17 protein-coding genes and 1 pseudogene are annotated in these 21,199 nt (G+C 71.3%); 14 read left to right on the forward strand and 4 right to left on the reverse strand.

Features of this window, described 5'->3' with window-relative positions; translation table 11 throughout:
- Positions 1-59 precede the first annotated feature (59 nt).
- From A3IC_RS0121650 to A3IC_RS0121665, 3 genes and pseudogenes are all read left to right on the forward strand, one after another.
- Positions 60-1,685, forward strand: a pseudogene (locus A3IC_RS0121650) (glycosyl hydrolase family 18 protein); the annotation flags it as partial.
- A 990-nt stretch (positions 1,686-2,675) separates the two neighbouring features.
- On the forward strand, positions 2,676-3,614 hold the full coding sequence (locus tag A3IC_RS0121660) for a helix-turn-helix domain-containing protein (RefSeq protein ID WP_020552150.1): 939 nt from the start codon (positions 2,676-2,678) through the stop codon (positions 3,612-3,614).
- Between the two features lie 78 nt (positions 3,615-3,692).
- A complete protein-coding gene (locus A3IC_RS0121665) occupies positions 3,693-4,529 on the forward strand; it encodes a dioxygenase family protein (protein WP_020552151.1) in 837 nt (278 codons plus the stop codon).
- 250 nt (positions 4,530-4,779) lie between these two features.
- Here A3IC_RS0121665 and A3IC_RS0121675 read toward each other — a convergent pair whose 3' ends face one another.
- On the reverse strand, positions 4,780-5,361 hold the full coding sequence (locus A3IC_RS0121675) for a TetR/AcrR family transcriptional regulator (RefSeq protein WP_020552153.1): 582 nt from the start codon (positions 5,359-5,361) through the stop codon (positions 4,780-4,782).
- 395 nt (positions 5,362-5,756) lie between these two features.
- On the opposite strand from A3IC_RS0121675, the gene A3IC_RS62495 reads away from it, so the two are divergent.
- From A3IC_RS62495 to A3IC_RS0121700, 5 genes are all read left to right on the forward strand, one after another.
- Positions 5,757-6,395, forward strand: a complete 639-nt coding sequence (locus tag A3IC_RS62495) for a hypothetical protein (protein ID WP_158696045.1) — start codon at positions 5,757-5,759, stop codon at positions 6,393-6,395.
- A 61-nt stretch (positions 6,396-6,456) separates the two neighbouring features.
- The gene (locus tag A3IC_RS0121685) at positions 6,457-7,410 is read left to right on the forward strand and encodes a metal-dependent hydrolase (protein WP_020552155.1); all 954 of its coding nucleotides are present in this window, start codon (positions 6,457-6,459) and stop codon (positions 7,408-7,410) included.
- A gap of 64 nt (positions 7,411-7,474) precedes the next feature.
- Positions 7,475-8,632: a PDR/VanB family oxidoreductase gene (locus tag A3IC_RS0121690; RefSeq protein ID WP_020552156.1), complete on the forward strand. Its 1,158-nt coding sequence runs from the start codon at positions 7,475-7,477 to the stop codon at positions 8,630-8,632.
- 165 nt (positions 8,633-8,797) lie between these two features.
- Entirely contained in the window at positions 8,798-9,673 is an 876-nt protein-coding gene (locus A3IC_RS0121695) for a M24 family metallopeptidase (protein ID WP_020552157.1), read from the forward strand.
- Positions 9,670-11,478: an SDR family oxidoreductase gene (locus tag A3IC_RS0121700; protein WP_106668966.1), complete on the forward strand. Its 1,809-nt coding sequence runs from the start codon at positions 9,670-9,672 to the stop codon at positions 11,476-11,478. Before A3IC_RS0121695 ends, A3IC_RS0121700 begins: the two co-directional genes overlap by 4 nt.
- Positions 11,479-11,513: 35 nt before the next feature.
- On the opposite strand, the gene A3IC_RS0121705 is transcribed toward A3IC_RS0121700, so the two are convergent.
- Entirely contained in the window at positions 11,514-12,755 is a 1,242-nt protein-coding gene (locus A3IC_RS0121705) for a Cmx/CmrA family chloramphenicol efflux MFS transporter (protein ID WP_020552159.1), read from the reverse strand.
- A gap of 387 nt (positions 12,756-13,142) precedes the next feature.
- Here A3IC_RS0121705 and A3IC_RS65100 point away from each other — a divergent pair, with 387 nt between their 5' ends.
- The 5 genes from A3IC_RS65100 (at position 13,143) to A3IC_RS0121725 (ending at position 17,158) form a co-directional block, all read left to right on the forward strand.
- Positions 13,143-13,256, forward strand: coding sequence for a hypothetical protein (locus tag A3IC_RS65100; protein WP_079026595.1), 114 nt, complete (start codon positions 13,143-13,145; stop codon positions 13,254-13,256).
- 216 nt (positions 13,257-13,472) lie between these two features.
- A complete protein-coding gene (locus A3IC_RS0121710) occupies positions 13,473-14,438 on the forward strand; it encodes an ABC transporter ATP-binding protein (protein ID WP_020552160.1) in 966 nt (321 codons plus the stop codon).
- The gene (locus tag A3IC_RS0121715; RefSeq protein WP_020552161.1) at positions 14,438-15,280 is read left to right on the forward strand and encodes an ABC transporter permease subunit; all 843 of its coding nucleotides are present in this window, start codon (positions 14,438-14,440) and stop codon (positions 15,278-15,280) included. The genes A3IC_RS0121710 and A3IC_RS0121715 overlap by 1 nt, the downstream gene beginning before the upstream one ends.
- On the forward strand, positions 15,277-16,488 hold the full coding sequence (locus tag A3IC_RS55745) for a sensor histidine kinase (RefSeq protein WP_020552162.1): 1,212 nt from the start codon (positions 15,277-15,279) through the stop codon (positions 16,486-16,488). The genes A3IC_RS0121715 and A3IC_RS55745 overlap by 4 nt, the downstream gene beginning before the upstream one ends.
- A 1-nt stretch (position 16,489) precedes the next feature.
- Complete coding sequence (locus A3IC_RS0121725) at positions 16,490-17,158, forward strand: response regulator (protein WP_020552163.1); 669 nt, start codon at positions 16,490-16,492, stop codon at positions 17,156-17,158.
- Positions 17,159-17,272: 114 nt separating this feature from the next.
- Here the strand turns inward: A3IC_RS0121725 and A3IC_RS55750 are convergent, their stop codons facing one another.
- On the reverse strand, positions 17,273-18,898 hold the full coding sequence (locus A3IC_RS55750) for an MFS transporter (protein WP_020552164.1): 1,626 nt from the start codon (positions 18,896-18,898) through the stop codon (positions 17,273-17,275).
- A 577-nt stretch (positions 18,899-19,475) separates the two neighbouring features.
- On the opposite strand from A3IC_RS55750, the gene A3IC_RS0121740 reads away from it, so the two are divergent.
- Positions 19,476-20,168 (forward strand): RraA family protein, encoded by a 693-nt coding sequence (locus tag A3IC_RS0121740; protein ID WP_020552166.1) that lies wholly within the window; start codon positions 19,476-19,478, stop codon positions 20,166-20,168.
- Between the two features lie 203 nt (positions 20,169-20,371).
- Here A3IC_RS0121740 and A3IC_RS0121745 read toward each other — a convergent pair whose 3' ends face one another.
- Positions 20,372-21,151, reverse strand: coding sequence for a VOC family protein (locus A3IC_RS0121745; RefSeq protein WP_020552167.1), 780 nt, complete (start codon positions 21,149-21,151; stop codon positions 20,372-20,374).
- Positions 21,152-21,199: the final 48 nt, after the last annotated feature.

Below are 21,199 nucleotides of genomic sequence, written 5' to 3' on the forward strand. Positions count from 1 at the left end.
CCGTCCCGCACCACCGGCCGCCCCGTCCCCTTCCCGTCTCATCGACTACGGGAGCACCCATGCGACGACCAAGTCCGCTCCGTACCCTGGCGACCGTGCTGACCACCGCAGCCGCGTCGTTGGGGCTCGTGTTGTCCGCCGGCGGCGCGGCGCGGGCCGCCCCGGAGGCGGCTCCGACGGTCACCCTCACGCAGGCCGCCGGCACGCCGATGCCGGCGCATGTGTTCGCGCCGTACTTCGAGGCGTGGACCGGGGAGAGCCCGGCGACGCTGTCCGCGCAATCCGGTGCGAAGTACCTGACCATGGCCTTCATCCAGACGCCGAGCAAGGGGTCCTGTACGCCGTACTGGTCCGGGGACACCGGGATGCCGATATCCCAGTCCACCTTCGGCGCGGACATCGCCACGATCCGCGCGGCCGGCGGCGATGTGATCCCGTCGTTCGGCGGTTACACCGCGGACAACACCGGTACCGAGATCGCGGACAGTTGCACCAACGTCAACTCGATCGCCGGCGCGATCCAGAATGTCGTCTCGACCTACGACGTCAGCCGGATCGACCTCGACATCGAGGACAACTCGCTCACCAACCCGGCCGGCATCGACCGCCGCAACAAGGCGATCAAGCAGGTACAGGCGTGGGCCGCGAGCACCGGCCGGCCGCTGCAGATCCAGTACACGCTGCCGACCACGACCCAGGGTCTGGCCGAGAGCGGTCTGGCCGTGCTGCGGAACGCGGTCTCCAACGGGACCAAGGTCGACGTGGTCAACATCATGACGTTCGACTACTACGACAACCAGCCGCATCAGATGGCCAACGACACCAAGACGGCGGCGACCGGCCTGAAGAACCAGCTCGCGCAGCTCTACCCGAACAAGACCCAGGCCGAACTGTGGGCCATGGTCGGGGTCACCGAGATGCCCGGTGTGGACGACTTCGGTCCGGCCGAGACGTTCACCACCGCCGACGCGGTCACCGTCTACAACTGGGCCAAGGCGCAGAACATCGGCACCCTGTCGATGTGGGCCCTCCAGCGTGACAACGGCTCGTGCCCGGGCGGCGGGGCGGCCGACAACTGCTCCGGAATTCCCCAGGACACCTGGTACTTCACGCACACCTTCGCGCCGTTCACCAGCGGTGGAGGACCGGTCACCAACGACTTCTCGCTCGCGCCGAATCCCGGATCCGGGTCGGTCGCCAAGGGCGGCAGCACGTCGGCGACGATCAACACGGCTGTGACGGCCGGTACCGCACAGAACGTCGCGTTGACCGTGACCGGCGCGCCGAACGGGGTCAGTGCCACGGTCAGTCCGACGTCGGTGACGGCGGGCGGATCGGCGACCCTGAACGTCGCCGCCTCCGCGTCCGCGACACCGGGCACGTACCAACTCTCCGTCACCGGCACGGGTCCGTCGGCGACGCATACCGCGGCCTACGCGCTCACCGTCACCTCCGGGCCGGTCACCGACGACTTCTCCATCCTGGCCAGTCCGGCATCGGGCACCATCGCCCAGGGCGCCATCACGTCGGCGCGGATCAACACCGGTGTCACGGCCGGTGCCACGCAGAACGTCGCGCTCACCGTGACCGGCGGGCCCACCGGGGTCAGTGCCACGGTCAGCCCGACATCGGTGAACGCGGGCGCGTCGGCAACGCTCGATGTCGCCGCCTCGGCGACCGCGACGCCCGGCACCTACGTGCTCACCGTCACCGGCACGGGTCCCTCGGCGACGCACAACACGGTGTACACCCTCACCGTGACCGGTGCGCCCGGTGGCGGCCTGCTCAACGCCGACTTGGAGAGCGGCGCGCTCAGCCCGTGGACTTGCCAGCCGGGCGGTGCGGTGGTCACCTCCGTCGCGCACGGCGGCACCCACGCCATCGAGGCCGCGGCCGGTGCGGCCCAGACCGGCGAATGCCGGCAGACCCTGCAACTGGCCCCGAACTCGGCACATACGCTCACCGGTTGGGTCCGCGGCAACTACGCCTACCTGGGCGTCAGCGGCGGCGCCGGCGCGAGCACGTGGGCCTCTCCCGGGGCCGCGTGGAGCAAGCTGACCATCCCGTTCACCGTCGGTGCCTCCGGCTCGGTGACCGTCTACCTGCACGGGTGGTACGCGCAAGGCTCGGTCTACGGGGACGACTTCGCGATCGTCTGACCGAGCCGCCGGGCGGCCCGCGCGGATCCGACCCGATCCGCGCGGCCGACCCCGAAGACCTTGTCGATCGCCCAGGAACGCCGGGCGTCGACTCGCGACCCCACCGCGAGCCGACGTCCGGTTGCCGGCGCGCGGGCACACCGTACGGTCCGCCGCGTCGTTGCGATTCGGGCCGCACCCGCGGAACTCGCCCGCACGCCGCCCGCGGAAGCTCCGATCGGCTGACCGGCTGACCGGCTGACCGGCTGACCGGCGGTGCGGCGGTGCGGCGGTGCGGCCAGCGTGCCGACGACGCCGGCGTGGTCTGGTTTCGCCTGCCCCTGCGGCCGGGTGCTTCGTTTGCCAGTTCGTGACGGAGGGTGCCAACTCGCGGACGCCGGGTGTCGTACGGTCTAGCGTGACCGCTGATCGAGCGCCGGCCGCATCGTCCGAGAATCGCCAGGGGGCCGACATGGCAAGGGATTTCCACAGGAACGGCAGGCCGGGCAGGCCCGACGGACAGGTCGGGAGGGGCCGATGAGCTCACCCACCCAGCTTCGACCGGCGGTTCCCCTGCATCGGCTGGAGGTACCCGCGCCGAGCATCCTGCCGTTCGCGATCGGGTCGTTCGACACGATCGGACCGATGTCCCGAGCCGACTTCCCACATCGGCACACCTTCTACGAGATCGCCTTCGTGACCGGCGGGCGCGGCACGCATGTGGTCGACCTGGCGCCGAGAACGGTCGATCCGCCACACCTGTTCTTCGTCACGCCGGGTCAGGTGCACTTCTGGCATCGCATGCAGGGACTCACCGGCTGGGTCGTTCTGTTCAACGACGACTTCCTGCTCGCCCACCCCGGGGATCGGGGCACGATCCGTGAACTGGCCGGGTATCCGAGACTGCGGCCCACGCCCGACGCGGCGCCGGGGCTGGCCGGGGTGGTGGCGGAGATGCGCCGCGAATACGCCGACCAGGGCGAGGAGTTCATCCCGGTCCTGCAGGCGTACCTGCATGTGCTGATCCTGCGCGCCGCCCGACTCGCGGCCCAGGACGGCCCGGATGCCGAGCCGGAACCGGATGCGGGACCCACCGCGGTCATCGCGCAGCGCTTCGCCCGGCTTCTGGACGGGCCGGTGGACCTGGACCCCCTGGAGCGTACGGTCGGTGCGTACGCGGCCCAACTGGGCGTCTCGGTGGGTCATCTCAACCACGCGGTGAAGAGTGCCACCGGGCGTACGCCCGGCCGGATCATCCGGCAGACCCAGGTGGTCGAGGCCAAACGACTGCTCGCGGGCAGTGATCTGACGGTGCGCCAGGTAGCCGATCGGGTGGGTTTCGCGGACCCCGCGTACTTCTGTCGGTTCTTCCGACGGGAGACCGGCAGCACGCCCGGCGAGTACCGCCGGGAGATCAACGCGAAGCACCACGAGGGCCGTGCTTTGTCCATCGACGCACCCGATTGCCGCGCATAGGTTCAGACCAATCGCGAGTGGGCCGGATCGATTCGCCTCGACCCCGCCCACCCGTCCCCTCGCCGAGAAGAGGTCGCAGTGGACACCGACAACACCGATCAGGACGAGCCCGTCCGGCGCGGCATCACCCGCAAGAACCTGCTCAAGGCGGCCCTGGTGGCCGCACCGCTACCGCTGCTCATCGGCGGTGTGCCGGCGCTGGCCCGGGCGCAGCGCGACCAGGGCCACACCCTGGAGCCGACGCCGTTCTGCCACGACGGCGACGAGCCGACGATCGACCAGACCGAGGGCCCGTACTTCAAGCCCAACTCGCCCGAGCGCTCGGTGCTCACCGGCCCGGGCACCCTGCTCACCGTGTCGGGGTACGTGTTCGGTCGGCAGTGTCAGCCGCTGGCCAACGTGCTGCTCGACTTCTGGCAGGCGGACACCAACGGCAACTACGACAACGTCGGATACACCTTCCGAGGCCACCAGTACACCAACGCCCAGGGCGCCTACAAGCTCACCACGATCGTGCCCGGTCTGTACCCGGGTCGCACCCGGCACCTGCACATGAAGGTTCAGGCGCCCAACCGCGGCATCCTCACCACGCAGACGTACTTCCCGGGTGAGCCGCGCAACAACACCGACACCATCTTCGACCCCCGGCTGCTGATGACGGTTCGCACCGTGGGCAACGCCAAGGAAGCCTCCTTCGACTTCGTGCTGAACATCAACGGCGTCCCGCCGACGACCACGCCGCCGACGAGCCAACCGCCCACCGACCCGCCGGGCGGCACCTGGCGCGCGGGCACCAACTACGCGGCCGGAGCCACGGCGAGCTACGGCAGCCAGAACTACCGCTGCCTCCAGGGCCACACGGCACAACCGGGCTGGGAGCCGCCCAACGTGCCGGCTCTGTGGCAGCGGATCTGATCGACAAACCTCGGGGGGAGGCGAGTCGATCACGGGCCCCGGCGGCGCCACCCGCCGGGGCCCGACGCATGCGCACCGCCGGCCACCGATGCCGAGCGGGTGCCGTCGGAGACTGCCGACGCCTCCGCGTACTTCTCGAACTCCTCCGCCGGCGAGAGCCGTTGCACGTGAACTGTGTCGGCGGAGTGCGGCCGTACGCCCGTCGCCCCGACCGGCTGCTTCGTGCGCTCGGCGCCTCGGGCGCGCCCGGCTACTCCGGATGTCCGCCGGCGCGACGCAGGGCCAGGGCGGCCTCGGGGGGCTGCCGGGCCGGGTCCAGGCGGGCGATGGTGACGAACGTGTCCAGGAGCAGCATCACCAGCAGGTGGTGTACCTCCTCGCGCTCCAGTTCCCGGCGGGCGAGCCAGTCCAGGGTGACCCCCTCGACGCAGTACAACCAGCCCACCAGCGCGGCGCGGGCGACCGGCGACAGGTCGGCGCGGCCGTAGGCGCCTTCGGCGAGCGACGTGAGCATTTCCTCGCGGACGCGTTCGCGAATGGTGAGCACGTCGGTGTCGAATCCGACGCCGCCGCTGACCACCGTACGGTAGGCGGCCTCGTTCCCCTGGGCGAAGCGCAGATAGCCGTCGAGCACATTGCGCAGCCGGTCGGCGGCGGGCTGATCCGCGTCGCTGCGGGCCCGGGCGACCAGGTCGGCGACCGAGTCCTCGATCACCGCGAGGTAGTAGCCGCGCTTGTTCCGGAAGTAGTAGTAGAGCAGGCCCTTGGCGACGTTGGCCCGGGCCGCGATCTCGTCCACGGACAGTGCGTCGTAGGAGGTGTCGGCGAACAATTGCCGACCGATGGAGACGAGTTCGGCCCGCCGCGCCTGTGAGCGTTTCGACTCGGGCGGGGTCCGGCGACCCTCCTGGCGAGAGCGTTGACTTTGATTCAAAACGACGCCTAGTCTCGGTCGCGGCAAGGTACGTGCACGGTTGGCGGCAACGTGGCGGGGGCGAACGAGCCCCGCGTGCCACGTCCACGGCAAGAGTACCGGCGCAACCCTCGGGCGGATCGGGGAACTCCACCCGGTCGCTCCTTTCGAGACGACGCGCGTGCGCGGTCGCGGCCTTCGATCCACGGCGCCCTTCGTGCCGTGTTGTTCGATCCGGGGCGCCCGCGCCGTTGTCGGTCTCGATCCTCGGCACCTCCGTCAGCGCGACCGATTCCGACGAGGACGGACTCGACATGGATCCCAGATCGTGGCCGGACCGGGCCTCGCCTGCCGCCTTCCTGGCGGCGGCGTTGCCGATACTGATCGCCGCATCCGTACTCGGCGGCCCGAGCGCCGAGCAGGCCCGCGCCGAGCAAGCCCGCGCCCGGCAAGCCGGTTCCGCTCCGCCGCCCAGGACCGTGGCCGCCGCGCCGGCGCCGGGTGCGCGGGCCAATGCGAGGCCCGTGGAGATCACCGCGAGCGTGTTCGCGCCGAACGGCTTCGCACTGGCGGGAGTGACCACCATCGACACCGCCGCCGGGCCGCGCAGGGTACTGGTCCTGACCATGAACTCGGCACACCTGAAGGACTATGCCCTCACCACCGCGGACACCGGCGGCAACATCGGGCTGACCACCCGCAGCCTGGATCTGGTGGGCAACGTGCGGATCTACCTGACCCGGCTGCACGGCTGCATCGAAGGTCTGCTCTGCCTCGACTTCGCGCCCGACGCGCTGCCGCTGCCGCCGATCATCCCGCCGTTCGTATTCATGACCGACGTGCGTGCCCAACAGGCGTTCGTACACGCGGACAAGCTCACCACCGACATCGTGCTCAAGCCGTTGCGAGCGTCGCCCGAAGCGGCCGCAGGCGATCGACGAACGAAGTATTGACTTTTATTCAACACTCCCTACTGTGGGGTAACAAGAGTCCTTGCGACGAAGGAGCACCGCCATGTCCTCGGCTCCCCCCGCCTCGGCGGTCCTGCGGATCGCTCGGCGCTCGACTCGAACTCCGTTCGACAGGCCGGTCGTTCGTGCCGACGAACACCGCGACCTGGCACTCGATCCGCGGGACGTGCGATTCGACTGGTCGCGCCTGCCGATGCACTGGGTGCCGGAGGAGCCCATGGCCACGCACACGATGAACGTGTTGCACCTGCTGTTGCCCGAGGGCGAGCGCTGGTTCGTGCGCACGTTCCAGGAGGCGCTGCCGCTGATCACCGACGAGCGGCTGCGCGAGGACGTGATCGGCTTCATCGGTCAGGAGTCCGTGCACGCCGAGGCGCACCAGGGCGTGCTGGACCTGCTCCTCGCCAAGGGCCTGGACCCGGCGCCGTTCGTGCGTCAGGTCGAGTGGCTCTTTCATCGTGTGCTCGGCGCCCGGGACGACCTGTGCGGTGCGGCCGGGCGCGAGCACCTGATCGAGCGGGTCGCGATCATCGCCGCGATCGAGCACTTCACCGCGTTCCTCGGCGACTGGGTGCTCAACGCGCCCGGTCTGGACCGGGCCCAGGTGGATCCGACGATGCTCGATCTGCTGCGCTGGCACGGCGCCGAGGAGGTGGAACACCGCAGCGTTGCCTACGACTTGCTCGTCCACCTGGATCCGAGCTATCCGCGCCGGATGCGCACGATGGCGGTCACCGGGCCGGTGCTGACCTGGATGTGGGTGCGCGGGGTGCGCTTCCTGATGCTCGCCGACCCCGAGTCGACGGGCCCGACCAAGCCCACCTGGCGCGCGTACGTACAGGCGTCGCGGCGCGGGCTGTTGCCCGGGCTGACCGGGGCCGCCCGGTCCGCCGCTCGCTATGTCAAGCCGCGCTACCACCCGACCCAGGAGGGCTCCACGAGCCAGGCCGTCGCATATCTGGCGTGTTCGCCCGCCGCCCGGGCCGCGGCCCGGTGAGCCCGGCACGGGTCGCGCCGACCGTTGCCTTCCGCACCGCACACCGAGGATGCCGAGGATGCCCATGAGCCCGACCACACCGTCGACGTCGGGATCACCGCGGCCGACCGCGGCGCCCCCGCGACCGACCGCCGCACCGCCGGACCTGTACGGACGCGACCGCGGCGACCGGATGATGCGCGCGCTTACCGTGCTCGGCCGGCTGCACACCGAGGCGGTCGCGCGCCGGGGACGGCGCCGAGCCCGCTCCGCCGGGCCGCCGACCCCGACGAACGGGCGGCCCGGACCGCTCGAACTCGTGGTGCGCGAAAAGGTCGTCGAGGCCGAGGACGTGCTCTCGCTGCGGCTGACCGCACCGGCTGGCGGTCGACTGCCCGGCTGGCAGCCCGGCGCCCACCTGCTCCTGGAACTGCCCTCCGGACGCCGCCGGCACTACTCGCTGTGCGGCGACCCGCAGGACCGCTACACCTACCGGATCGCGATCCGTCGACTGGCCGCGGGCGGCGGCGGATCGGTGGAGCTGCACGACGCGGTGCCGGTCGGCGCCACGCTGCGCACGGCGGGGCCGCGCAACGCGTTCCCGTTCGCCGCCGAACCGGCCGTGTTGTTCCTGGCCGGCGGCATCGGGATCACCCCGATTCTGCCGATGGTGCGCCAGGCCGCCCGGGCCGGCTCGGATTGGCGGCTGATCCACCTCGGCCGCACCCGCGCGTCGCTGCCGTTTACTGCCGAGCTTGCCGAACTGGCGGCTCAGGAAGACCGGTTCGAGGTGCGCGTGGACGACGAGCAGGGGCCGCCCGACTGCGCCGAGCTGCTCGGCCGGGCGCCCCTCGGGGCCGCGGTGTACTGCTGCGGACCCGCGCCGATGACGGCCGGCGTCCGTGCCGCGATCGACGCGAGTCCGGCCGGCGGGCTGCACTTCGAGCGGTTCGCGCCGCCGCCCGTGGTCGATGGGCGGCCCTTCGAACTGCGGTTGCGACGCAGCGGGATCGACCTGCCGGTGCCCGCCGACCGAACCGCCCTCGACATGCTGCGCGAGGCCCGGCCGGACACCGCGTACTCGTGCCGGCAGGGGTTTTGTGGGGTATGCCGAGTCCGGGTCTCGGCCGGTGCCGTCGAGCATCGCGATCTGCGTCTGACCGACCACGAACGGGCGGCGGGCGCGATGTTGGTGTGCGTGTCACGGGCCGCCGCGGGCGAGCGGCTCGTGCTGGATCTCTGAGCGGCCGGGCCGCCGGGCCGGCCTCGAACGGCCGTAGCCCATCGGCTCGGGCGCGTACCGTGCCCATTCGCTCGGGCGTGTACCACCCGGTTCCGTTCCCCTCGGCTCCATCGGCCCGATGCCATCCGGTCCGGTGCCGGTCCACCCCTCACGAAGGCGGAGTTCATGAGCACACGGCTACAGGTTCCGGCGGTGCGGCCGCCCCGAGGGACCCCGACGTTCACCTTCGACGAGGTCGACCTGGATCGATTCCGCGACGTGCAACGGCTGGCGTACCGGTGCGCCGAGCGGGTCGCGGGTCGGCTCGAGCCGGGCGTGACGGAGCGTCAGGCCGCCGCGCGGCTGCGCCGGGAACTGGTGGGCGAGGGCGTCCGGGACTTCTTCCACATCCCGTTCGCGTGGTTCGGCGACCGCACCGCGTTCCGCGACTTCCGCACCCCGCTCCAGTTCTTCGCCACCGGCCGGGTGCTCACCGAGGGCATGCCGTACGTGTTGGACTGCGCGCCGATCGTGGACGGGTACACCGCCGACATCGGCTATGCCGGGAAGGTCGGCGAGAACGCGGTGTGGGGTCGCATCGTCGCCGACCTCGGCGCGTACCGCGACCTGATCCTGCGCGAGGTCAAGGCGCGCAAACCGCTCGACGACGTGTACCGCGCCGTGGACGAGTTGATCGTCGAACACGGCTACGACAACCGGCATCGGGTCTATCCCGGCCGGGTGATCGGCCATCAGGTGACCCGGGTGACGCTGCGTCGGCCGGTCGGGGTGAACGTCCTGGGCTTCGGCGTACGCACGCTGCGCACGCTGGGCCGGGAGCTGATCGGCGAGCGGCTGCACGGGCGTTCGCCGCTGTGGGCGGACGGACGGGCCTCGCGGCACGCGCCGACGCCGGGACTGTGGGCGGTCGAACCGCACATCGCGCTGCGTGGAGTGGGCGCCAAATTCGAGGAGTTGCTGGTGGTCACCGACGACGACGCGTACTGGCTGGACGACGAGGTGCCGCACGTGCGCCGCGTGCGTGCGGCGGCCGGCCGATGACGGCGCCGGCCGCGCCCCCCGCCGGGCGCGTCGTGGATGCGGTCGGTGGGCTGCCCACCCGCACGGTGGTCTCCGCCGGGGTCTCCCTCGCGGTGTACGAACAGGGCCCGCAGGACCGCCCGTTGGTACTGCTGGTGCACGGATATCCGGACACCCATCACGTGTGGGACGAGGTGGCCGCCGACCTGGAGCGCGACCACCGGGTGGTCCGCTACGACGTCCGCGGCGCGGGGGCCTCGGGCGCTCCGGCGAACCGGTACGGCTACCGCCTCGAACAGCTGGCCGCCGACCTGTTCGCGGTGTTGGCCGCGGTCGCCCCGGATCGGCCCGCGCACGTACTGGGCCACGACTGGGGCTCGATCCAGGCGTGGGAGGCGGTCACCGACCGGGCCGGCCCGCGCCGCATCGCCTCGTACACCTCGATCTCCGGGCCGTGCCTGGACCACGTCGGACACTGGGCGCGGAGCCGGTTCGCCCGGCCCACGCCCCGACACGTGCGACAACTCGCGGCGCAGTCGGTGCGCTCGTGGTACATCACCGCGTTCCACCTGCCGGTGCTCGCACCCGCGACCTGGAAGCTGGGTCTGGCCGCGAACTGGGGCCGGGTGCTGGCCAGGGCGGAGGGGATTCGGCCGCGCGCCGACCACCCGCAGCCCACCCTCGGCGCCGACGCGGTGCGCGGCATCGCGCTGTACCGGGCCAACATGCTGCCCCGGATGTTGCTGCCGGGCCGGCGCGAAACCACCGTGCCGGTCCAGCTGATCACCCTCACCGGTGACCGCTACGTCGGCGCGGCGCTGTCCGAGGGTCTGGAGCGTTGGGCCCCCGAACTCTGGCGGCGATCCATCACCGCCGGCCACTGGTCCGCCCTCCTGGAGAAGGGACCGACGGTGGCCGGGATGACCCGCGAGTTCGTCGACCACATCGAGCACGGCACCGCGACACCGGCCCTGGACCTGGCCCGACACCGTGAACGCCCGGTCGGCAAGGACCCGTTCGCCGGCCGGCTCGCGCTGGTCACCGGCGCGGGCGGCGGAATCGGGCGGGCCACCGCGGTCGCGTTCGCCGAGCAGGGCGCGGACCTGGTGCTGTGCGACCTGAATCTCCCCGCCGTCGAGCGCACGGCCGAACTGGCCCGGCTGTACGGGCGAACGGCGCACGCGTATCGGGTGGACGTGGCCGACGGCGCGGCGATGGACGCCTTCGCGACGCGGGTCGCGCACGCCCACGGCGTCCCGGACATCGTGGTCAACAACGCGGGCGTCGGACACTCGGGCACGTTCCTGGCCACGACGAGCGCCGAGTGGAAGCGGGTCCTGGACGTCAACCTGTGGGGGGTGATCCACGGCTGCCGCGCGTTCGGCACGCTGATGGCCGAGCGCGGCACCGGCGGCCACATCGTCAACCTCGCGTCGGCGGCGGCCTACACACCGTCCAAGCTGCTGGCGGCCTATGCGACGAGCAAGGCGGCGGTGGCGATGTTGTCCGACTGCCTGCGCGCCGAACTCGCCGGCTCCTGTGTGCGGGTGAGCACGATCCACCCGGGCATCGTGAACACCGGCATCACCCGCGGCACGACCTTCTCCGGCACCGACGACGCCGAACAAGACGCCCGCCGAGAGCGCTTTTCCCGACTGTACGCAAGGCGCAACTACCCACCGGACAAGGTCGCCGACCACATAGTCCACGCCATCCGCCGGCACCGCCCGGTGGTCCCGGTCACCCCGGAGGCAAGACTGGGCCGCCTGATGAGCCGGCTCTCCCCCGCCACGATGCGAGCCCTGGCCCGGGTCGGCATGGGCTGACCCGGACCGACTCCGCGCCGATCGGTCGCACGGCGTCAGGTGTGTTGGTGGGCCTGGGAAATCTCGGGGGCTTTCGTGCATCGGAGGGTCACGGTCGCCACGGTGACGGCCGCGAGCATCAGGGCAGTGCTCACCCATAGCGGGGCGCGGTAGCCGAGGTCCGCGTCGATGGCCAGGCCGCCGAGCCACGGGCCGAGGGCGGCGCCCACGTTGAAGGCGGCGGTGGCGGCGGCGCCGGCCAGTGCGGAGCCGGCCGGGGCGAGACGAAGTACGCGGGTGATCAGGGCCGTTCCGGTGCCGAAGGCGAGCATTCCCTGGATCGGGACGAGGGCGATCAGTGCGGCCGGCCGGTCGGCGGTCAGCGCGAGTACGGCCCATCCCAGGGCGAGGGCCGCCGCACCGACGGTGATCAGTGTGTTCGGGCGTGCGTCGACGATCCGGCCCGCGATGGTGACGCCGACGAACGAGCCCACCCCGAACAGCGCGAGCGTGACCGGGACCCAGCCGTCACCGAGGCCGGTGACCTCGGTGACCACCGGTTCGAGGTAGGCGAACGAACCGAACGTCGCGCCTTGGACGAGGGCGCTCAGCACGAGGGTGAGCAGCAGCGACGGTGTGGCGAGGGCCCGCAGTTCGCGGCGCGCGCCCACCGCGTCACCGAGGCCGTCTGCTCCGGCCGCGCCCTCGGGGTCGGTCGTGTCGCCCGCTGTGCCCGCCTTCTCCGGCCCGGTGGCCCGCTCCGGCACCGTGCGGGCGATCGCGAAGAGGGCCGGCAGCGACACCAGGGCCACCGCCCAGAACGCCGCCCGCCATCCCCACCAGGTGCCGAGCAGAGCACCCGCGGGCACCCCCACCACACAGGCGAGGGTGACGCCGCCGACCACCACGGAGGTCGCCCGCGCCCGACGTTCGGGCCCGGCCAGGTCGATCGCGGTGACCAGGGCGACGGCCCAGAACCCGGCATTGGCGAGCGCGCCGACCACGCGGGTCGCCAGCAGGATCGGGTAGTTCGGGGTGAGCGCGCCGACGACATGCACGGCGACGAACACACCCAGGAAGAGCAACAGCGCCCGCCGACGCGGCCGGTCCCGGCTCAGCAGCGCCATCGCCGGCGCGCCGATCACCATCCCGATCGCGAATGCCGAGGTCGACAACCCGGCGGTGGGCACGGACACGTGCAGGTCGGCGGCGATGTCCGAGAGCAGGCCGGACAACATGAACTCCGAGGTGCCCTGGGCGAAGACCGCGAGCCCGAGCACGTAGACAGCGAATGGCATGACGAAACCCCATGGACGTCCGATGGATCCGGCATGGATCCGACTGGGCAGGGGTGGGCCGCACACGCACGTCCCTCGTACAACACGCCGGGAGCCATCCACGAGTGCCGGAACGAAGGGGCGATGGCCCACACTTCGCGGTTCCGGTGCTGCCGGTGGCACAGCCGTGCCCGAACGCCCCGGACCTGATCAGGCCGGGCGACAGGGTTTCATCGGCTCATCGACGAAAGGTCGGCCACCGCAATACCGGTGGCCGTCGTCTGTCCGACTCGGGACTGGACACGCTCGGGAACCTACCAGCCCCCCGCGCCGCGCCTCCACCCGATTCCGGAACGAAAATCCGCGCCCATCCGGCCTCGACAGACGTAGGCGCGCGCCCACCCGGACATTCTCGAAGCGCACGACGACGTCTTCGAAGGTCCCCGAAGCCGCGTCTTCGACCAATCTGAGAACCGCTTGCACACCGCCGAGGCCCTGATGCAACTCACCATCGCGGGCTGAACCGAAGGACACGCCCGCCCCGACCCGCCCCCACCCCACGTCATCCCAGCGGCGTACCCGTTCACCCCCGGGGTGCACGAACGTCGTCGTGAGGTTCGCCCGCGCGGCGATCGTCGGGGCATCGACCGCCGGCTAGCGTTGAGGGCGGATCGGGCAGTCGCCCGGCGGTGCTCCGACCGGAGGCGCCGAAGCACCGGAGTCATGGAGACGGCAGGGATGATCAAAGCCGACGCACTCACCAAGCGCTACGGGCCCAAGACCGCCGTCGAAGGGCTGACCTTCACCGTCCGTCCCGGTATCGTCACCGGCTTCCTGGGTCCCAACGGGGCGGGCAAGTCCACCACCATGCGGATGATTCTGGGTCTGGATCACCCCACTTCCGGCACGGTCACCGTCAACGGCCGCCGCTACGCCGACCACCCCGCCCCGCTGCACGAGGTCGGCGCGCTGTTGGAGGCGAAGGCGGTGCACACCGGGCGCTCCGCGTACAACCACCTGCTGTCCATGGCCGCGACCACCGGCATCCGCGCCCGTCGGGTGCGTGAGGTGATCGAGATGGTCGGCCTGGACGAGGTGGCCCGCAAGCGGGTCGGCGGCTTCTCGCTGGGCATGGGCCAGCGGCTCGGCCTCGCCACCGCGCTGCTGGGCGACCCGGCCACCCTGGTGCTGGACGAGCCGGTCAACGGGCTCGACCCCGAGGGTGTGCTGTGGATCCGGACGCTGCTCAAGTCGCTCGCCGCCGAGGGCCGCACGGTCTTCCTGTCCTCGCACCTGATGAGCGAGATGGCGCTGACCGCGGAGCACCTGATCGTGGTCGGTCGGGGCCGGCTGATCGCCGACACCTCGGTCGCCGACTTCATCCACAACGCCGCGCCCAACCAGGTCAGGGTCCGCACACCGGACGCCGATCGGCTGCGCGCGCTGCTGTTCGGCCCCGAGGTGCGGGTCACCGGCCGCGAGCGGGACGTCCTGGAGGTCACCGGGGTGTCCAGCGACGACATCGGCCGACTCGCGTCCGCGCACGGCATCACCCTGTTCGAACTGGTCCCGCAGCAGGCTTCGCTGGAGGAGGCGTTCATGGAATCGACCCGCGACGCGGTCGAGTACCGAGTGGCCGAAGGCGCGCCCGGACCCGCCCGGACGGCCGCCGCCGCCCGCCACCGAGACGGCGAGGTCGCCTGATGTCGGCCGGCATCGTCACCACCGGCGCCGGTCCCGGGTTCGTCTCCCGGGCCGCCGGCCACGGCCGGGTCACCTTCGTACGGGTGCTCAACGCCGAGTGGATCAAGCTGCGCAGCCTGCGCTCGACCTTCTGGGTGCTGGTCGCCGCGGTCTTCCTGGTGATCGCGCTGGGTCTGCTGGTCTGCGTGGGCACGGTCGACCGCTGGCCGAACACGAGCGCCGCCGAGAAGGCACGGCTGTCCCCGCCGAACGCGAGCCTGACCGGGCTCTACCTGGCCCAACAGGCCATCGGCGTGCTCGGTGTCCTGGTGGTCAGCGGCGAGTACGCCACCGGCTCGATCCGAGCCACCATGGCCGCGGTGCCGCACCGGCTGCCGGTCCTGTGGGCCAAGAGCGTGGTGTTCGGGGCGGTCACCTTCGTCTTGATGCTCGGCACCTGCCTGGTCGCGTTCCTGAGCGGGCAGGCGGTGTTGGCCAAGGAGCACATCGACGTCTCGCTGAGTGACCCGGGCGTGCCGCGTGTGGTCGTGGGCGTCGCGGTCTACCTCGCCGTCACCGGCATCCTGGCGATCGGCATCGGAGCGATCGTGCGCAACGCCGCCGGCGGCATCGCGATCGTGTTCGGGCTGCTGCTGGTACTGCCCGAGGTGGTCCGCGCCCTGCCGTCCGACTGGCAGGACCGGATCACCAAGTACCTGCCCAGCGAAGCCGGCCAGGCGCTCACCCGGTGGCATCCGGAGGAGGGCGCGCTGTCCCCGGGAGCAGGCATCACGGTGTTCGTGCTGTACGCCGCGGCGACGCTCGCGGTGGCGGCGGTGTTGCTGCGCAGGCGCGACGCGTGAACACGTTGCTTCGACGGTACGGCGGCGAGCACGGCCTCGCCGCCGTACCGGCACGCCTGGTGGCTTTCACCCGCCGCCATCCGATCTGGGCCGACACCACCCTCGCGATGGCCCTGCTCCTGCTCTTCGAGGCCGGCAACCTGCTGCGGCTGTCCGACTGGGCGATGCTCGGGGTGGCTTTGACGCTGCCGCTCGCGCTGCGCCGGCGGGCCCCGGTCGCGGTGTTCTCGATGATCGCGGTCGTGGCCTTCGCCCAGTGGGTGGTGGACGCGCGGACCGGCGCGGACGCGAGTCTGCTGATCGCGCTGTACACCGTGGCCGCGAGCTGCGACCGGCGCCGGACGTTGTACGCGCTCGCCGTGATCGAGGTGGGCATCGTGCTGGCCATCGCGCGCTGGACCGCCGACGGATTCCGGTTCGGCGCGTTCGTCGGGCTCAGCGCGATGGCCCTGACCGCAGCGGTGCTCGGCGCCAACCTGCGCACCCGGCGGCGTTACCTGGTCGCCCTGGAGGAACGTGCCCAGCGCCTGGAACGCGAGCAGCGACAGCAGGCCGAACTCGCGGTGGCGGCCGAACGCTCGCGGATCGCCCGGGAGATGCACGACATCGTCACGCACAACCTGTCGGTGATGGTGGCGCTCGCGGACGCCGCCACGATGACCGTGCACAGCAAGCCGGAGCGGTCCGCCGCGGCGATGGAACAGGTCTCCGGCACGGGCCGGCAGGCACTCACCGAGATGCGCCGCTTCCTGGGCGTGTTGCACGAGGACGAACCCGATGCCGCGCGGCACCCGCAGCCGGATCTGGCTCGGCTGGGCGCGCTCGCCGAGCAGGTGCGCGCGGCGGGCCTGCCGACCACGCTCACTGTGCAGGGCGACACGCGGAACGTGCCGCCGGGTGCGCAGTTGGCGGTGTACCGACTCGCTCAGGAGGCGCTGACCAACACCCTCAAGCACGCTCAGCCCGGTGCGAACGCGCGGATCAGGGTGAGTAGTTCGGCCGATCGATTGGAACTGAGCGTGGTCGACGACGGCCGTCCGCGCCCGGTCGACATCGGCGAGCGGAACGAACCGCGCGGTGGGCGGGGGCTTGCCGGCATGCGGGAACGGGCCGCCGTCTACGGTGGCGAAGTGGAGGCCGGGCCGTTGCCCGGCGGCGGCTGGCGAGTGTCGGCGCTGTTGCACCTGACCGATCCGGGAGGATCCTGACGTGGCCATCGACGTATTGGTGGTGGACGACCAGCCGCTGTTGCGGATGGCGTTCACGATGGTCCTGGACGCCCAGGACGACATGACCCTGGCCGGCGAGGCCGACTGCGGCGAGGAGGCGGTCCGGCTGGCCGAGCGGCTGCGCCCGGACGTGGTGTTGATGGACGTGCGGATGCCCGGCATGGACGGTATCGAGGCGACCCGGCTGATCAGCGAGCGCTGCCCGGAGACCAAGGTGCTCATCCTGACCACGTTCGACCTGGACGAGTACGCGTTCGCCGGGCTGCGCGCGGGCGCCTCCGGCTTCCTGCTCAAGAACGCGCTGCCGGCCGAACTCCTGGGCGCGATCCGCTCGGTGGCGGCGGGGGACGCGGTGGTCGCCCCGCGCATCACCCGCCGCCTGCTGGAGACCTTCGCGCACCGCCTGCCGCACCACGACGTCACGCCCGGCGCCGAGGACCCGCGGCTCGCCCAGTTGACCGAGCGCGAGCGGGGCGTGCTGATCGAGGTCGCGCGCGGCCTGTCCAACGCGGAGATCGCCGCCCGGCTGCACCTGTCGGACGCCACGATCAAGACGCACGTGAGCCGGGTGCTGGCCAAACTCGGCGTCCGCGACCGGGTCCAGGCGGTGGTGGTCGCGTACGAGAGCCGCCTGGTGCAGCCGTTGTGAGCCCCGGCGCCGCGCGGGTCGGGTGCGTCCCGACACGTCGCGGCACCGGCGGATTCGACGGCGGACTCGACGCCGCTGCGACCGGGCCCGGCCCGTCGGGCCCGGTCGCGCGGCTCAGTGCAGCGTGCCGCCGGTGGCCGGGGTACGGCCCGCATTCATCACCACGGCCAGCACCACGCACACCACGCCGGCGGCGGCCACCGCCCAGAACCCGATCGTCCAGCCGTCGTCGGTGTAGACCTGCGGGATGTCGAACGTCTGCGCTGGTGCGCCGGGTTGGGCGACGGTGGAGACCTGGTAGGTGTGCGCGGACAGGATCGCCGTGAGGATCGCCGTACCGACCGCGCTGCCGAACGACTGGGTCAGCGCCAGCATGCTCGCGCCGATGCCCTGCTGCTCCTGGGGCACCGCCTCGATCACCAGGTTGTTCGCGCAGGCGTAGTACACGCCGAAGGCGAGACCGTAGACGATGCCGATGATCAGCAGCACGCCCCACGAGCCGTGGAACATCGCGTACAGCGCCATCGAGAGTGTCATCATCGCCAGACACACGATGTACGGGCGACGCAGGCCGACCCTGGTCGCCCACTGGCCGGCCGCCGGTCCGGTGACCATGCCCGGGATGGACTGCCACGTGGTCAGGTGCACGGCCAGCGCCATCAGGCTGAAGCCGAGCGCGTAGCCGATGTCGCCGTGGAAGATCAGCCCCTGGCGCATCGCGTCCACCGGGATGCCGGCCTTGGCGGCGAAGCCGGCGACGGTGCCCTCCTTGACCACCTTCTCGTCGATCTGGGCCATGTAGGACACGGCGTAGAACTGCACGCCGATGATCATGTTGGCGAACAGGCCGATGGCCAGCACGATGGACACCCTGGGCGCGCGCAGCAGTTTCGGGTCCATGATCGGGTCGGCGGCGCGGTGTTCCCAGATGTAGAAGGCGATCAGCAGGGCGATGCCGAGCACGAGGTAGATCCATGCGGTGAACCGGCCCCAGCCCCACTGCTGACCGTTGCTGATGTAGATCAGGGCGAGCGCGACGCCCGCCCCGATGAGCACCGAGCCGAGCCAGTCCAGTCGCTGACGCGTCTTCAGCTTCGACTCGGGCACCACGAGCCAGAAGATCGGGATCAGCACCAGCATGTAGATCATCAGGAACCAGAACAGCGAGCGCCAACTCCAGTGGTCGGTCAGCCAACCGCTGAGCAGCGGTGCGGTCAGCGCGGATACACCGAATCCGGTGGCGATCACGCCGATCGCCATCGGCACCATCCGACGCGGCATCAGGTCGCGGATCAGCCCGGCGGCCACCGCCGCCATCGCGAACGCCACCGCCTGGAGGCCGCGGCCGACCAGGAACATCGCCCACGAGTGGGTCAGCGCGCACAGGATCGAACCGGCCAGGAACGAGACGCTGCACGCGAGCAGGATCAGCTTCTTGCCGTACAGGTCGGCGAGTTTGCCGATGATCGGCGTGGTGGCGCCGCCGACCAGGCCGAGAATGATGATCATCCAGCCGATGTTGTTGCCGGCCGACGGGAAGTCCAGGCCGATCTTTTGTACGGCGGTGCCGATCATCGTGTACTGGAGCGGTACCACCTCGGAGAACAGCACGATCACTCCGAGCACCGAGAAGATCCGGAGCTTGGACGCGCCTTCGAGCCGGCCCGGGTCGGCGCCGCCGACGGGTGCGGACTCTTGTGGCTTCTCCGGCGGCGGGGTGCTGTCGATGGTCTCGGTCACGCGAATACCTCCCGAACACGGCGTCGCCCGATGGCGGCGCGCTCGGCGATGGCCGGTGTGGCCTGGCGCATGGCGTACGGCGGACGGATCGGAACCGGACGCTCCGGTTCCGGCTCGTTGACGTCGAGGCGACCGACGAGGGTTTCCCGGCCGACTCGACACGTGCCGACCTGCATCTACGGCAACCAACGAGTCCATCGGAAGGCGCGCCGGGGCCGAACCCGACCCCGGCGAACCCCGGTGGATCAGGCGCCGGTTCGGCGCCTGGTGCACCTTGGCACGAACGGGTCGAGCTGTGAAGCCATCATGACCAACATGGTCATGATGGCTGCGTGTCTCGTCCGGACGACTACGCGCAGTGACGCGAATCGGGACCTTTCCGGCCCGGACGGCCCTGCGGACACTGCCCCCGGGACACCGCCCCGGGACGCCGACCCCGGGAACGACCACACGCGGGCGACGCGTTGACGGTTCATGATGCACGGCGACGCGTCGAGCCGAGCGCGGATAGCATCGCAGGGCTGTCTCGCCGCATCCGCGCGTGTCCCGCGGGACCCGCCGAGCCACGGAGAACGCCATGTTGAAGACCTTCGCCGAACTCTCCACGCCGCTCGTGGCGGACGCGTGTGTGCGACACGGCATGCCGCTTCGGGTCGCGCCGCCGGGAATCGGCGCCGTGGTACCCGGACAGCGCATCGCCGGTCGGGTGTTGCCGGTTCGGCACTACGGCAGTGTGGACGTGTTCCTGGAGGCGTTCGGCGCGGCCGAGCCGGACGACGTGCTGGTGATCGACAACGGCGGTCGTACCGACGAGGCGTGCATCGGCGATCTGGCGGTTCTGGAGGCCGAGGCGGCGGGGGTGGCGGCCTTGGTGGTGTGGGGGCTGCACCGCGATACCCCGGAACTGGTGGAGATCGGCCTGCCGGTGTTCAGCTACGGCGGTTTCCCGCCCGGCCCGTTGCGGCTGGACGAGCGCGAGCCCGAGGCGCTGACCACCGCCAGGTTCGGACCGCATCTGGTGAGCACCGACGACCTCGTGTTCGGCGACGAGGACGGCGTGCTGTTCCTCGCCGTCGACCGGGCCGACGAGGTGCTCGCGACGGCTCATCGCATCCGCGACACCGAACGCGAACAGGCCCGCCGGATCCGGGCCGGCGAGACGCTGCGTCGACAGACCACCTTCGACGACTACCTGGCCCGTCGCGCGAGCGACCCGTCGTACACGTTCCGCCGGCACCTGCGTCGCACCGGCGGCGCGATCGAGGAGTAGCCCGCCGCCGGCCCGACCGCCGAACGGAGTTGCCGGGCAGGCCATCCGGGCCCGACGACCGGGAAAACGCCGACCGGGCACGCCGACCGAATCCGGCGCGGCCGAGTCCGCCGGGCCCGACCCGCGTCGGCTCCTCGGCGTGACCCGCGTTCGCCGGGCGGGATCCGGCACGACCGGCCGCCCGGAGGTCGTCGACGGGCGAACTACTCGGGCTGGGGCGCGCTGCGGATGATGGCGAAGGGAGCGCCGAACGGGTCGGCCAGCCAGGCGATGCGGCCGACCTCCGGGACGTCGGCGGCGGGCATGAGCAACGAGCCGCCGTTGTGCCGGGCCCGCTCCACGACGTCGTCGGGGTCGGCGACCTCGAAGTACGCGATCCAGTGCGGGTCCTGGCCGTGGGAGTCCGGAACGATGCCGCCGAAGGAGGCGTCCCGGGGGTCGCCCTCGGCCGTGGACAGCACGGTGTAGGTCATCCCGGGCATCTCGAACTCCTGTGAACGCCAACCGAACAGCCCTCCGTAGAAGGAGAGCGCCGCGGCGCGATCGACGCCGTGCAACTCGACCCAGGCCAGTGAGGTGGGCTCGCCCAGCAGCTCCGAGCCGTGGAAGGTACCGGGCTGCCAGATGGCGAAATCGGCGCCGGCCGGGTCGGTCAGCGGGGACATCCGGCCCATCTCCATGACGTCGAACGGCTCCACCCGAACCGTACCGCCGCTCTTCTTGACGGCCGCGGCGGTGGCATCGGCGTCGGGGGTCTCGAAGTAGACCGTCCAGGCGGACGACGCACCCTCCTCGGTGAGCGGACCGAGGCCGGCGATGGTCTGGCCCTCCTGTTGGAAGAGCCCGTAGCCGCCCGCGTCGGGTCCGGCGGACTCGAAGTCCCAGTCGAAGACGGCGCGGTAGAAGGCGGCCGCCGCGGTGGTGTCGGGGCTGCCCAGGTCCAGCCAGTTCGGCGAACCCTTGACAAAGTCGGTACTGAGCACGTCGCTCCTTCGCCGGGCCGTTTTCGACCCTGATGACATGTGTCGTAG

This window comes from Embleya scabrispora DSM 41855 (assembly GCF_000372745.1).
Taxonomy (GTDB): Bacteria; Actinomycetota; Actinomycetes; order Streptomycetales; family Streptomycetaceae; genus Embleya; species Embleya scabrispora.

Bases quoted from the DNA above. Each gene is read 5' to 3' on its own strand.
- A3IC_RS62495 (WP_158696045.1), top strand. From the start codon at position 5,757: ATGGATCCCAGATCGTGGCCGGACCGGGCCTCGCCTGCCGCCTTCCTG.
- A3IC_RS0121710 (WP_020552160.1), top strand. From the start codon at position 13,473: ATGATCAAAGCCGACGCACTCACCAAGCGCTACGGGCCCAAGACCGCC.
- A3IC_RS0121700 (WP_106668966.1), top strand. From the start codon at position 9,670: ATGACGGCGCCGGCCGCGCCCCCCGCCGGGCGCGTCGTGGATGCGGTC.
- A3IC_RS0121685 (WP_020552155.1), top strand. From the start codon at position 6,457: ATGTCCTCGGCTCCCCCCGCCTCGGCGGTCCTGCGGATCGCTCGGCGC.
- A3IC_RS0121690 (WP_020552156.1), top strand. From the start codon at position 7,475: ATGAGCCCGACCACACCGTCGACGTCGGGATCACCGCGGCCGACCGCG.
- A3IC_RS0121660 (WP_020552150.1), top strand. From the start codon at position 2,676: ATGAGCTCACCCACCCAGCTTCGACCGGCGGTTCCCCTGCATCGGCTG.
- A3IC_RS0121715 (WP_020552161.1), top strand. From the start codon at position 14,438: ATGTCGGCCGGCATCGTCACCACCGGCGCCGGTCCCGGGTTCGTCTCC.
- A3IC_RS0121740 (WP_020552166.1), top strand. From the start codon at position 19,476: ATGTTGAAGACCTTCGCCGAACTCTCCACGCCGCTCGTGGCGGACGCG.
- A3IC_RS0121695 (WP_020552157.1), top strand. From the start codon at position 8,798: ATGAGCACACGGCTACAGGTTCCGGCGGTGCGGCCGCCCCGAGGGACC.
- A3IC_RS0121705 (WP_020552159.1), bottom strand. From the start codon at position 12,755: ATGCCATTCGCTGTCTACGTGCTCGGGCTCGCGGTCTTCGCCCAGGGC.